This window comes from Paenibacillus tianmuensis (assembly GCF_900100345.1).
Taxonomy (GTDB): domain Bacteria; phylum Bacillota; class Bacilli; order Paenibacillales; family NBRC-103111; genus Paenibacillus_G; species Paenibacillus_G tianmuensis.
Genome location: NZ_FMTT01000018.1, coordinates 13,210 through 26,916, shown reverse-complemented (window position 1 = coordinate 26,916; position 13,707 = coordinate 13,210). Strand labels below are relative to the sequence as shown.

Here is a 13,707-nt window from a genome sequence, read left to right as displayed (position 1 = left end):
AGAGGATTGCGGCTTGTTTTTTACAATAGTTAATTTAGTGATTTACGAGCCCGAGACGTTCCCGGCTTTCTTCCGGCTTGTCGGCCGCCCGGGTCATGCCGAGCAGCGCATACCGGATGCTGTCGACAAGGGCGTGCCAGCTCGCTTCGATAATATTTTCCGATACGCCGACGGTGCTCCACGTGCTATTGAAATCGGTCGATTCGATCAGCACGCGAACTTTCGCCGCCGTGGTGTCCTTCTCGTCCAAGACGCGCACTTTATAATCGGACAAATGCATGTTGTTGATATCCGGATAATATTCGACCAGACATTTGCGCAAGGCGTTGTCCAGCGCATTCACAGGACCGTTGCCTTCGGCGGCATTGTAGATTGTTTTGCCGTGAACGTTCAACTTGACGATCGCTTCGGAAAGCACCGGTTGATCGGCGGATTTGGCTACCATAATTTTAAACGAGTCGAGCGTGAACACTTCCTCCAGTTTGCCGTAGGCGTCCCGGATCAGAAGCTCCAGCGTGGCGTCCGCGCCTTCGAACTGATAGCCCTGATGCTCCATCTCTTTGATTTGCTCGATGAGCTGCTTGGTCTGCTGGTTCGTCGTATCGAAGTCCAAGCCCAGCTCCTGAGTCTTGAAGACAAGGTTGCTTTGTCCGGCAAGCTCCGAGACGAGCACGCGCTGCTTGTTGCCGACCAGTTCAGGCTTGATATGCTCGTACGTGCTGGAATCGCGCAAAATCGCCGACACGTGAATACCGCCTTTATGTGCGAATGCCGCAGAACCGACGTAAGGCTGGTTAACCGGCATATGCATGTTGGCGATTTCGCTGACATAGCGCGCCACACTGGACAGGCTGGCCAATTGCTCCGGGCTGATCACATCGTACTTCAGCTTTAACTGCAAATTCGGAATGACGGATACGAGATTGGCATTGCCGCACCGCTCCCCGTAGCCGTTGATCGTGCCCTGCACTTGCCGGGCTCCGGCCATGACGGCGGCAAGGCTGTTCGCTACGCCGAGCTCGCAATCGTTGTGCGCATGAATGCCGATCGAACAGGAGAGCGAGGTCGTCACTTTGGTCACGATGGCTGAAATTTCATGAGGCAGCGTGCCTCCGTTCGTGTCGCACAGCGCAATCCAGTCGGCGCCGGCTTCCTCGGCCTTCTTGATCGTCGCCAGAGCATATTCCGGGTTGCTCTTGTAGCCGTCGAAGAAGTGCTCCGCATCGTAAATGACTTCCAGCCCATGATTCTTCAAATAACGGACCGAATCGTAAATCATCGCCAAATTTTCTTCCAGCGTCGTCTGAATGGCCGTATGCACTTGGAAATCCCACGATTTGCCGAAGATCGCCGCGGCCTGAACGCCGATCTCGAGAATCCGGTTCAGGTTAGAGTCGTTTTCCGCCAGCGTCTCTTTGCGTCGCGTGCTGCCGAAGGCTGTAATTTTCGCATGCGTCAATTTCAGTTCCTTCACGCGCGTAAAAAATTCAATATCTTTGTTATTGCTGCCGGGCCAACCGCCTTCAATATAGGAAACGCCCAGCGCGTCCAGCTTTTGGGCGATTTTGAGTTTGTCTTCGACGGAGAGGCTGACGCCTTCGCCCTGAGTGCCGTCTCGAAGCGTAGTATCGAAAATTTTAACCGTGCCCGCCATAATGATCCTCCTGTTTGTCCAAACGTTTTATTGCGCTAAAGTATAATTAATAATTATAGCACAATGTATCTGCCGAAGGATATTGCTAATCCTGAAAATATCCCCGGCTTGACCTCGGCGCTTCGGGCGAATTATGCTGTAAGTAAGAGGACGGGAGGCGGATGCCATGGTTGAGACAAATGGGAGGGCCAACGGCTATCCCGTGAACGGCAGAGTGATTCTCCACATCGATATGAACGCGTTCTATTGCTCGGTCCATGAAGCGGTAGAACCCGATAAATACAAAGACAAACCCATTGCGGTAGCCGGGAGCGTAGAACTGCGCAAGGGTATTATCGTTACCTGCTCCTATAAGGCGAGGGCGCGCGGAGTGAAGACCGGGATGCTGGTGCGGGAAGCCGACAAGCTCTGCCCCGGTTTAATATTGATTCGCCCGGATTTTGACCTGTACAGACAGTTTTCCAGACGGTTTATGAAGATCACATACGAATATTCGCCGCTCGTTGAAGCGGTGTCGATAGACGAATGCTACGTCGATATTACCGGTTCCAAGATGTTCGGAGCCCCGCTCGAAATTGCCGAAATGATTCAAAAGCGAATCCGCGAAGAGCTTCATCTGCCTTGCTCGATCGGCGTTGCGCCGAACAAGCTGCTGGCCAAAATGGCTTCCGATATGAAAAAGCCCAACGGCATCTCGGTGCTGCGCAAACGGGACGTGTCGACCGTGTTGTGGCCGCATCCATGCGCCAGCCTGTTCGGCATCGGCAAGAAGACCGCGGAAAAGCTGAAGCGGCTGCAAATTCATACGCTCGGCCAGTTGGCCAATGCCGACGAGCGGCTGCTGAGCGACCGGTTCGGCGTGCTCGGTCCGGCATTGAAGCGGGCGGCCAACGGCGAGGACAACTCGCCGGTTAATCCGGATAAAGAACAAAGCAAATCGATCGGCCATGCGACGACCCTGCCGGTTAATTATACGGACCGGGCCGACATCCACCGGGTGTTTCTGAATTTGTCCGACCAAGTCGGGCGGCGGCTGCGCCGGCAGGGCTTGGTCGCAGAGACGGTACAAATCTCGATACGCGATCCCGATATGAAGACGATCACGCGGGCTTCGAAGCTGCCCGAGCCTTCGGAAAGCGCGGACGACATCTACCGGGCGGCCTGCCACTTGTTCGACGCTCACTGGAAGGAAGGGCTCCCGGTACGATTGCTGGGCGTGACGCTGCAGAATCTGACAGCCAAGCAAGAGCTTGCCGTCCAGCTCGATTTGTTCAGTTATCAGAAGCAGCCTGTAAAGGAGAAGCTGAATCAGGCGATGGATGCGCTTCGCGACAAGTACGGCGAAGGCGTGATTCTAACTGCGGGGATGCTTGGCAACGATCCCTCCGCGCTCATCCGCAACACCAAGAGGCGCGGCACGTCGCTACAGATGGATCATCTCCGGTTAAAGGGATTGGAGGAGGAAGATTATTGACGACAATTATCGGGTTCGCCGGTTATTCCAACAGCGGCAAAACGACGTTGATTTCACTGCTGGCTCCATATTTTGAGAAGCGGGGTGTCAAGGTTGCGGTTATAAAACACGATGCGCACGGGCATTATAAGGAAGCTCCCGCAGCGGATTCCACTATGTTTATCCGGTCCGGGGCATCGGCTTCCGTCGTCTTGTCCCCGGATGCCGTAAGAACATACGAACGCAAAACGGTCACGCTTCAGGAGACGATCGAGCGGTTAAAAGGAAGCTACGAGCTGATCTTAATAGAAGGCTTCAAATGGGAGCCGCACGATAAAATCGCCGTATTCCGGACGGAGGAGCAGGCGCGTATCGTACAACAACTCGCTGCGCCCCCGATCGCTTGCATAGCCGCGGATCAGAAGCTGGCAGAAGCCGCGGCGCCGGGCATCCCTTTCTTTTCTATGGACGCTGTAGAGTCCGTCGCCGAGTTTATCCGCTCCCGTATGAGGAATCCATAACGAAGCGGTATCATATCGTTCGCTACTTTCTATTTGAACTTTGTAAGCTTTTATATTATATTTTAGGGTGTGGTTACACAATCAAGGGAGGAAGATTAGACATGGCAAAATATACTTGGGTAGAAAAAGAAACCTGTATCGCTTGCGGTGCCTGTGGAGCAACGGCACCGGACATTTACGATTATGACGATGAGGGTCTCGCGGAAGTCATTTACGAAGCCGACGGCAACAAAGGCGTAACCGAAATTCCGGAGGATCTGTACGATGATCTGCAGGATGCTCAGGACGGCTGCCCGACAGATTCCATCAAAGTGGCAGACGCCCCTTTTAACTAATACTTCGAATACCTATAGCTTCATAGCAAAGAGCCTGTTTCCTTCGTGGAAGCAGGCTCTTTTTCTAGCGGCTCAACCTGAAATAAATAACTTCGGTTCGGCATTTTATGGTAAGATGAATAGCGGAAACCGCCAGAAAAACAGGGGGCTTTTATGAAAAAGGGATGGAGCAAAACCGGCGTTATCGCGGCGGGCAATGTGGTTATCGTGCTGCTGTGCATCGTGCTTTTGACGACCGGAGCGCTCAAGGTATTATCCGACAGTTTATATAATTTTAACGTGACGCAAACCATGACTCAAGCCCCGCATGAGGATATTGTCGTCATCGGCATCGATTCCGCCTCCATTCGGGAAGTAGGGCCTTACCCTTGGGACCGCAAAGTATACGCGGAGCTGATCAAACAGCTTGAAAGCGCGGGCGTCAAAGCGATCGGCTTCGATATCGAGTTATACTCCGAAAGTGACAAGCCGGAAAGCGACCGGGCACTGGCCGACGAATTGGCTAAACATAACAACATCGTCATTCCATCCCATGCGAACCTGGAAAATCAATTCGACCGGTCGATGAAAGTGAAGGCAGGGGAACTGCTGACTGCACGCTCGATAACGGAACCGATTCCCTCTTTCCGCCGGTCGGTTGGAAAATCGCATATCAATGCGGCCTACGACAGCGATGGCGTCATTCGCTCCAACTGGCTGCAGATCAATTCGCCTCAAGGGGTATATCCGTCGTTTGGGCTTGCGATGGCGCAGCTTGCCGGAGTCGATGTGAGCCGGTATCTGAACCTGCCTTTATTAGACGGACGTCCCAAGTCGGAGATGCTGATCCGCTGGGATGCGAAGGAATTTGATTTTGAAACGATTCCGTTCGCCAAAGTGCTGAAGGGCGGCGTGTCCCCTCAGACGTTCAAAGATCGGCTAGTGCTTGTCGGCTATACGGCTCCCGGCTCGGACGAGGGCGTTACCCCGGTGGAGAAGCACATGCATCTGGTGTATGCGCATGCCAATATTTTAAATCAGATCTTAAAGCAGCAGGTCGTGCTGCCTGTAGACAAGCGGATCGAATTTGGGCTTACACTTCTGGTCGTTCTGCTGCTCGGATGGATAACTTGGCGGCTGCGGGCCATCAGCGGAGCGGTTTTTGCGATAGGGGTCGTCGTGCTTCTGTTTGTCGGACAGTACGGGTATTTTGCGGCAACCTCGAAGTACCTGGACATTGTCGATGCGGTGGCTTGCGGGCTCCTCGCTTATTCCGGCAATTTGTCGATGAAAACCTATTTTGAGACGAAGCAAAAAAATTACATTACCAAGCAGTTCGGACGCTATATTTCTCCCGATCTGGTCAAAGAGATTGCAAGCAGCGAGCAGGAAATCCAACTCGGGGGGATCAGCAAGGAACTAACGATTCTGTTCCTCGACGTCCGCGGGTTTACTCCGCTGTCCGAGAAGCTGAAGCCCGAAGAAGTGGTCGACTTCTTGAATATGATGTTTAACTTAATCACGGAGCGGGCCCTCGAAAACCACGGCACGATCGACAAATTTATCGGGGATGCGGCGATGATCCTGTATAATGCTCCGCTGGATGTGCCGGATCATCCGTATTATGCGGTCAAAACCGCCTATGAAATTCAGCAGGGGATGGAGAATGTGCGCGCCGAGGTGCTGGAAAAATACGGCGTCTCGATCAGCATCGGCATCGGTATTAACACCGGCGATGTTGTGGTCGGCAATATCGGGTCTTACTTGCGGGTTGATTATACGGCGATTGGCGACAACGTGAATACGGCCGCCCGCATCGAGTCCAATACGCTGCCGAATCAGATTCTTGTATCCGAAGCGACTTACGAGCTGACGAAATACGCTTTCGATTATCAATTTGCCGGGGAGAAGTTAATGAAAGGCAAAAGCGTCCCGCTCAAGCTCTTTGAGGTGCTGGGAATGAAAGACGTTCATTTGCCGAATTTCGTTGAATAATGCCGGTTCTCACTTTACAATATGATTAGATTTTTGGATTCTGGAGAGGAGTTTTGTTGTGGCGAACGCAGGAAGGTTCAATCGACGGAAGCGGAAGCCGGTACTTTGGGCGCTTGTTTTCGCAATGGCGCTTCAAGGGACAACCTCGATCGCTCTCGCAAGCCCGGCGAATGCCAAATCGGCCCGGTCGGCGGCTGTCATTGAAGTAACGGGAGATGTAACCTACAAGAAATCGGGTGGCTCCAGGTCATATGCGGCGTATCAGGACTTGAATTTGAATCAGGGCGATTCGATCGTAACCGGTCCGTCCTCCTCGGTTGTGCTGCGGGTCGTGGACCACGAAGGCGAGATTACGATCGGCGCAAATTCTGAAGTATACATATCTGAACTGGTTGAAAAAAACGGCGGCAAGAAAACGAAGGTGAAATCCTGGGCAGGCAGCTTATGGGCGAAAATCAAATCCTTGGTCGGCTCGAAAGATGAATTCGAAGTCGAGACGCCGACGGCGGTCATGGGTGTCAGGGGAACGAACTTCATGACATCCGTCAATTGGAAGACAGGGAAAACGACGATGGCCGTGGCGGCGGGAATCGTTTCCGTTTCGGAGGCTGAATCCGCTGCGGACCGCAAGAAAGAGCAGGATGCGGGAATCGTGTCGGTGTACCCGGCTCAGCAGGCGAGTCTCGATTCCCCTGGGCTGAATAACGATCTGAGGACCCGGGCGGAGTACGCGGACCCCAAAGCATTGGTAGAAGCCGTGGATAAAAAAGTGCTTGAAAGCTTTATCAAGAATATCGGGGATATTCAGAAAGAACAAGATAAAATTAAAGCGCAGCTCCAGGAAAATCTGGATAAAGGCGTGAATAAGCCGGACGAGCGTTCGATTCTGAAAATCACGACGCCGGCAGGTCTGGACGCCGTAAGAAACAATTTCGACCGGTTTCTGTCCCACTTGGCCAAATCGGCCGTCGACGCAGGGAAGCTGACTCAAAAAGTGGTGAATGACGCCAACGCAAACATTGCCGACGCCTCAAGAAAGCTTGATATTCACAACCCACCTGCCCTGGATAAACATGCAGGCATCGATCCGGAAGTGGAGCAGTTGAAGAATCAGGCGGAGCAAAAAAATACGGCATTCGAGCAGGAACAAAGGCAGCTGCGCGAAAATCAGGCAAAGCTTGCGACCTTGCTGGATCGTATTGAAGCTGACAGGCAGCGTATTCGGGACCAGAACCAGAAAGCCGTTGCTGAAGCGGATCAAAAGGCAACGGATCAATATACGAGCACGCTTAGTGCGGACGAGAAGAAACAATTCGAGGAGAGCCAAAGCAAAAACACCAATCAGCCTGCGCCTGATTCATCCTCCCGTCCGACTTCGCCTCCCGCCGATTCCGGGAGCGACAGCGGTTCGGGCGGCGGTTCCACGGACGACCGTCCTTCCGCCCCCGTGCTGATCAGCCCGACAGCGGAAGCGACGGTGCGGAACCCGGTGCAAATTAAATTGAAAGCCGCCGCCGGGACAACCGTCCGTGTGCTGAACGGCACGGAGGAAGTCGGGCGCGCAGCCGGACAGGGGAATAGCGAAGTCGCCGTTACGCTTCGGGCGCTGCAGCCCGGAACCTACAATTTAACGGCACAGGCTTTCCGCGAGTCCGCAGCGAGCGTACCGGTTTCGATACCGCCGATTCATATTTTGGGGGTCGGTCTGGCGCAAGTCGGAGGCATCAAGGACGGGAAGATCGGTTTAGCGTTGACGATGAAAGGCTTTACGCCTGCTATGCCGTTCTATTCCGTGGAAGCGCACCTGCTTTACGATAAGGCGGCGCTGGATTACCGAGGTCCGGCTGATCTGACGCCCGTTCCCGGGACCGTATTCCATGGTTCACAAGCGGCAGAGACGCTTCGTCAGGTAAGCGACGCATCCAAGCGCGAATTGATTTATGCGGCGACAGCCTTTGAAACGAAGGGCTCCGGCGTCATAAAGCCTATTCAATTAAGCGGAGATACCTTGCTTGTAAACGTACCTTTATCGGTTGTCGATTCGTCTGCCGGTTCCGCCAAAGTCGACTTGGCTTATATCAAAATCATCGATAAACAAGGAAACACGGTATACGAAAGCAGAGACATTCAATCGATCAGTGTCGGTACGAAGTAAGGTGCGGGATACGGGAAGGAGCAAGCTATGAAAAAAACAACGAAACGAATCGCCGTGTCATTTCTTATGTCCGTTATGATCGGCGCATCGAGCGCACAAGCCGCCGCTTGGTCGAAGGACGCCCTGCGGGGCGAGAACGGGCAACCGTTAACGGAGATGACGACATTGGCCGGAAACGGCGGCTTGGGGAGCACGGACGGAGCGGGCGCATCCGCTTCCTTCCGGATGCCGGCAGGATTGGCCGTATTGAAGGACGGAACGGTGTTGGTTTCGGATTCCAGAAACCAGCGGATCCGCAAACTATCACAGGGGAAGATCAGCACCTTCGCGGGTACAGCTTATAAACAGGACGGCAAAGGCTTCCCTGTCGGCGCACTGTTGGACGGGCAGAGCGATGCCTCGCTTTTCAACGAGCCTCAAGGACTTGCGGCCGACGCCAAGGGCAACGTATACGTAGCCGATTCGGGAAACCATGCGATCCGTAAAATCGATACCGCCGGTCAGGTCAGCACCTTCGCCGGCAGCGGGCTGCTCGGAAAAAAGGACGGCAAAGGGAAGGATGCTTTGTTCTATCGTCCGACGGATGTAGCCGTCGCGGCCGACGGTACCTTGTACGTGGCCGACTCGCTCAATCATGCGATTCGAAGCATCTCGCCTGCGGGCGAAGTCAAGACGCTGAACGCCCTTTCGTTCCGTGTCGCAGAACTATTTCCCGGACAAGTATCGCCTGCGGGCGATTTTGCCGACGGGGATTTGAAAAACGCGAAATTTAACGAGCCGACCGCTCTTGTGCTGGACGCCAAAGGAAATTTGATCGTGAGCGATTCCGGGAACCAGCGCATCCGATATATCGATTTGCAGCAGGGGAAAGTATCGACGCTGGCAGGCGGAGGTCAGGCGGCTACGAACAAAGAGCTGCATGTTCCGGGCGGCTTCGCGGACGGAAGCGCGGCGGAGGCGCGGTTTAACTTCCCGATGGGCCTTGCTCTGACGGAGGAAGGCGGCCTTGTCATTGCCGATAGTCAGAACCATGCGATTCGCTACTTGCTGGACGGGCAAGTCAGTACGATTGCCGGAGCATCCGGCCGCACAACCGGAAATGCCGATGGGATTGAAGGAAGCGCTGCACTCCACCGCCCGATGGATGTCGCCGTTCGTGCCGACGGATCGGTGCTGATGGCCGACGCCTACAACAACAAGCTCCGCGAAGTCAGCCTGTATCGATTGCCGGACAGTCTTCCGAAGGACGGCGGCGTCAAAGTCGTCGTGGACCGGCAGCAGATCGCGTTCGAGGCCCCGCCGGAAATTGTTAGCGGAAGAACCATGGTTCCGGTCCGGGCGATTACGGAAGCGCTTGGTTATAAAGTGACGTTCGACGATGCGACTCGGGCCGTACAACTGGGCAAGGACGGCGAGACGATCGAGCTGTATATCGGAAAGACCGGGATCAAGCGGGCGATACCTGGACAGGAAGCAACCGTCAAGCCGACGGATGTCGAGCCGTTTATTTCACAAAATCTCACCTTCGTACCGGTACGTTTCTTTGCCGAAGAAATCGGAATGGATGTTCAATGGGACGTGGCGACACGTACGGCGATCCTGCGCAGCAAAACGAAATTATCAAAGTAATATGGAATCTCCGATAAAATGAGACCTGTTCCGAGGAAAGCTTAGGGCTGTTTTTCTCGAAATAGGTCTTTTCGATGATGTTTACACCGGAAGAAAGGATGCGGCAAGCGAGGCAAGAGTATTAAGAAAAGCGATTCCCCCGCCGATATAGTTTGCAGGAAGGCGGAAAGAGAGGGGCGTCCAGTGAAACCGAAAGATTCGAAGGATTCGGAAGAACAGCTTCAGCTCTTTTTCAAACAGGATCCGTTTTATTTAAAAAAATACGTCAAAGAGCATCCAAACAATAAAATGGCGTGGTACTTGCTCGGGCGCGATTATGAAGCGCAAGGGAAAAAGGGAAAAGCGCTGTACTGTTACGCGCAGGCCGGGGAAGTTTACGAAGCGTATGAAAATCAGAAGGTGGCTCTGCCTCCTGAAGAAATCGAACCGATCCATCGCTGGGGAACAGAACATCAAAAGAGCAGACGGAAGCGGCTCGCTCGATTAATGGCCGTCGGTCTGCTGGTATTTGCCGGTCTGTTGTTTGCCCCGGAGCTGGGGCGTATATTCGAGAAGACGGAAGAAAACGCCCGCACTCCGGTCATCGTGCTGCCGGAAGGGATGACGTCCTCCGAGCTGCAGGAAACGAAAGTGTACTACCTGGCCGGCGAGAAGAGTCAAGGGAATGTCGGCGCTGCGCTGCAAGAGATGCTTCTGCGGGAAAGAATTAGCAGCTACGCGATTCTGGCCCGGGGGATTCCGCTTGCCGGAACCGCTTGGATCAGCTGGCTGAAGAAGCCGGAACCGCTGCTTTCCGTCGAAGCAAACGCAAATGCGGCGCAGCAGCAGATCAATTATTATGACGCGGCTGCTTGTAGCTGCCAGCCAAGCGATCCGCAGAAGGCGGATAGCATCGTAGCCGCTTGGATGACGAAGCAGGAGCAGGATCTTGTGCTGCGCTCCGCCGTTGCGGCTTATATCCGGCGTACGGGGCAAGCGCCCGCGCAGGCTTCGCAGCTGACGGAAGCGTATCCGAACAACGTGCTGCCAGGGCTGAGTCCCTATATGAAGGAAACGTTCGACCGGGACAAGGAGGCCTTGGCTGCGGAGCTGAGCGCATGGCTCAAGCAGGCCGGTGCGCAGCCTGCGAGCGGCGACGGAAAGCCAGTGCCGCCTGGATCGGGACAGGGCAGTTTAACCAAGCCGTTAACGGAACCGATGCGAATTATTATCGATAAGCAGGCTCACCGGTTGTCGGTCGTCAGCGGCAACATCGTCGTCCGCAATTATCCGGTAGGCTTGGGAGCCGACCGAACACCGGAGGGTAGCTTCGCTATCTCGGAAAAGGTGCGTAATCCGAACGGAAAGTCGAATGGGGAGTTCGGGAGCCGGGGGATGACGCTGGGGGATACGAATTATGCGATTCACGGAACGAACCGGCCCTCCAGTATCGGCAAGGATGAGTCGCTAGGCTGCATCCGTATGGCGAAAGAGGATGTGGAGGAACTGTTCGATCTGGTGCCGCTCGGAACGAGCGTGACGATCATCGGCAAGGGCACGCTGTCCGAGGAGGAATCGCGCAGCCCCGCGCCGTATGGGGTGACGCCGCAAAGTGTCGATACGAATCCGGGGAAGAGGTATAACTGGTTGAATTAGGGAGCTTGGTCTTCCAAGCCGGCTATGGCGAAGGAACAGGGGATTTTTTAGTTCACGCCATAGCCTTTGTCAGAAGACCAAGCTTGTGCGGGAAAAGATAGAAAACGCTAACAAGTCGGTCTCAGTGATTAAATACAAGCAAAGCAATCATACCGAGAATGATGACGCCGAAGATGGAGCCGGCCCATACGATCAGCTTCTTATTAGGCTCATCCTTTGTTTTCCGCTGCGCATAGGGGGATATTTTCTTTTTTTGCATTAGACCTCAGCCCTGCCTTTTTGTTGGATTAAGCATATTTTAACATAATGCATTGTTTAAAGTCGTATGGATTTTGTGACCTGTCCCCTTTATTTTTGTTTCGTAAAGCGCTAAACTGTCAAAAGAGACTAACGAAGAGACACGTGCGGGGAGAGGACAGAAGCATGCTTTACAAGAAAATCGCAAAGCCGGTGCTGTTCGGGATGGACCCGGAGAAGGCGCATCATCTCATTATCGATGGACTGCATACGTTTGCCAAGATGCCTGGCGGACGGTGGCTGCTCCGCGCGATGTGGGGCGTTCGGGCGTACCCGGAGCTGGAAAGCGAGCTATGGGGAATCCGGTTTCCGAATCCGGTCGGCTTGGCGGCAGGGTTGGACAAGAATGCGAAAGCGGTCCCCGGATTTTCGAATATCGGCTTCGGCTTTATGGAAGTCGGGACGGTGACGCCGAAGCCGCAAGCCGGCAATGAGCTGCCGCGGCTGTTCCGGCTCCCGGAGGACGAGGCACTTATTAACCGGATGGGGTTCAACAATGTCGGAATCGAAGGTATGAAGCGAAATTTGCGCAATCAAGGCCAGCGCACGATTCCGCTCGCCATCAATATCGGGAAAAATAAAACAACGCCCAACGAGCAGGCGGAAGACGATTACCGTGCCTGTATTCAAGCGCTGTATGGGTATGGAGACTTTTTCGTCGTCAATATCAGCTCGCCGAACACGCCGGATCTGCGCAATCTGCAGCACGGGGACGACCTGTCGCGTCTGCTCGCGGCCGTGAAGGACGAGATCCGCAAACAGCATGCCCGCTTCGGCGGACAGGAGAAGCCGGTGCTCGTGAAGATTGCGCCCGATCTGGAGCCGCAGGAAATCGAGTATATGGTCGAAACGATTGTACGGAGCAATGTCTCCGGCATCATTGCAACCAATACGACGATCGCCAGAGACGGTCTGCGCCATGCGAACCGGGGGGAAACGGGCGGATTAAGCGGCCGTCCGCTGACGGAGCGCTCCACCGAGCTGATTCGAACCGTATACCGTTTAACGGACGGGAAGCTTCCGATTATCGGATCGGGAGGCATTTTTACGGCCGAGGACGCCTATGCGAAGATTCGGGCGGGAGCCAGTCTGGTCGAAGTATACACCGGCTTGATTTACGAAGGACCGGACGTGCTGCGGCGTATTAATCGCGGGCTTCGGGATTTGCTGCGGCAGGACGGATTTACGCACATATCGGAGGCGATCGGATCGGGGCATTAAGGCAAGTAAGATTTGGAGGTCGACGGAATGGACGGACGCGATTGGAAAAAATTTCTGCTGCCTTACGAACAGGCGGTCGAGGAATTGAAAGTCAAATTCAAAACATTGCGCGCGGAGCTCAAAAGCCGGGACGAATATTCGCCTATCGAATTTGTGACCGGCCGGGTTAAGAGGACTTCCAGCATTTTGGAGAAAGCCAAACGGCTGAGCGTTCCGATGGATCAGCTCGAGACCGGGATCGAAGATATTGCGGGTATCCGGATTATGTGTCAATTCGTTGAGGATATCGAATGGTTGGCCGAATTGATCCGTGCCCGGGAAGATATGACGCTATTGTACGAGAAAGACTATATTACCAACAAGAAACCGAGCGGTTATCGCAGCTACCATATGATTGTGGAATACCGAGTCCAGACGGCGCTTGGCATGAAGCGCGTGCTGGCCGAGATTCAGCTGCGGACGCTGGCAATGAATTTCTGGGCGACGATCGAGCATTCGCTGAACTACAAATACCGGGAAAGCTTGCCGGAGGACGTCGTCGCGCGGCTCAGCCGGGCGGCGGAAGCCGCTCACCAGCTCGATCAGGAGATGAGCAGCATCCGCGAAGAGATCGTCGAAGCACAGAAGCTGTTCGAGGACAAATCGAGCATCGTGGCCAAGGTGTTGAATGGCATTCAAGAGCTGTATTTTCATCTGCGGGTACGGGAAGCCGCACAGTTTCAGATGCGCTTCAACGAGTTGTGGGACACGGACGATGTCTGGCTGTTGAAGAAGCTGTCGAACGAGGTGGATCAGGCGGTGAACCGGGCGAAAAAAAATTCCTTGGCCTGAAA

General features: G+C 54.2%; 11 protein-coding genes. 9 read left to right on the top strand and 2 right to left on the bottom strand.

Annotation, left to right across the window (positions count from 1 at the left end):
- Positions 1-34 precede the first annotated feature (34 nt).
- The gene (gene cimA, locus BLO51_RS13560) at positions 35-1,654 is read right to left on the bottom strand and encodes a citramalate synthase (protein ID WP_090672502.1); all 1,620 of its coding nucleotides are present in this window, start codon (positions 1,652-1,654) and stop codon (positions 35-37) included.
- Positions 1,655-1,820: 166 nt separating this feature from the next.
- Between cimA and BLO51_RS13555 the strand changes: the two genes are divergently transcribed.
- The 7 genes from BLO51_RS13555 to BLO51_RS30810 all read left to right on the top strand — a co-directional run bounded on the left by BLO51_RS13555 (position 1,821) and on the right by BLO51_RS30810 (position 11,356).
- Complete coding sequence (locus BLO51_RS13555) at positions 1,821-3,128, top strand: DNA polymerase IV (RefSeq protein ID WP_090672500.1); 1,308 nt, start codon at positions 1,821-1,823, stop codon at positions 3,126-3,128.
- On the top strand, positions 3,125-3,628 hold the full coding sequence (mobB, locus tag BLO51_RS13550; protein ID WP_090672497.1) for a molybdopterin-guanine dinucleotide biosynthesis protein B: 504 nt from the start codon (positions 3,125-3,127) through the stop codon (positions 3,626-3,628). Before BLO51_RS13555 ends, mobB begins: the two co-directional genes overlap by 4 nt.
- Positions 3,629-3,729: 101 nt before the next feature.
- Positions 3,730-3,963: a ferredoxin gene (locus tag BLO51_RS13545; protein ID WP_090672494.1), complete on the top strand. Its 234-nt coding sequence runs from the start codon at positions 3,730-3,732 to the stop codon at positions 3,961-3,963.
- Between the two features lie 153 nt (positions 3,964-4,116).
- Complete coding sequence (locus tag BLO51_RS13540) at positions 4,117-5,937, top strand: CHASE2 domain-containing protein (RefSeq protein ID WP_090672491.1); 1,821 nt, start codon at positions 4,117-4,119, stop codon at positions 5,935-5,937.
- A gap of 124 nt (positions 5,938-6,061) precedes the next feature.
- The gene (locus tag BLO51_RS13535) at positions 6,062-8,092 is read left to right on the top strand and encodes a FecR domain-containing protein (protein ID WP_217266742.1); all 2,031 of its coding nucleotides are present in this window, start codon (positions 6,062-6,064) and stop codon (positions 8,090-8,092) included.
- A 27-nt stretch (positions 8,093-8,119) separates the two neighbouring features.
- Entirely contained in the window at positions 8,120-9,721 is a 1,602-nt protein-coding gene (locus tag BLO51_RS13530) for a stalk domain-containing protein (RefSeq protein ID WP_090672485.1), read from the top strand.
- A 183-nt stretch (positions 9,722-9,904) separates the two neighbouring features.
- Positions 9,905-11,356, top strand: a complete 1,452-nt coding sequence (locus tag BLO51_RS30810) for a L,D-transpeptidase family protein (RefSeq protein WP_090672481.1) — start codon at positions 9,905-9,907, stop codon at positions 11,354-11,356.
- A gap of 121 nt (positions 11,357-11,477) precedes the next feature.
- Here BLO51_RS30810 and BLO51_RS29210 read toward each other — a convergent pair whose 3' ends face one another.
- The gene (locus BLO51_RS29210) at positions 11,478-11,615 is read right to left on the bottom strand and encodes a hypothetical protein (protein WP_167670198.1); all 138 of its coding nucleotides are present in this window, start codon (positions 11,613-11,615) and stop codon (positions 11,478-11,480) included.
- 164 nt (positions 11,616-11,779) lie between these two features.
- Between BLO51_RS29210 and BLO51_RS13520 the strand changes: the two genes are divergently transcribed.
- A complete protein-coding gene (locus BLO51_RS13520) occupies positions 11,780-12,874 on the top strand; it encodes a quinone-dependent dihydroorotate dehydrogenase (RefSeq protein WP_090672479.1) in 1,095 nt (364 codons plus the stop codon).
- A 27-nt stretch (positions 12,875-12,901) separates the two neighbouring features.
- Positions 12,902-13,705 carry a GTP diphosphokinase gene (gene yjbM / locus BLO51_RS13515; protein WP_090672476.1) on the top strand — a complete coding sequence of 268 codons (804 nt, stop codon included), beginning with the start codon at positions 12,902-12,904 and terminating at the stop codon, positions 13,703-13,705.
- Positions 13,706-13,707: the final 2 nt, after the last annotated feature.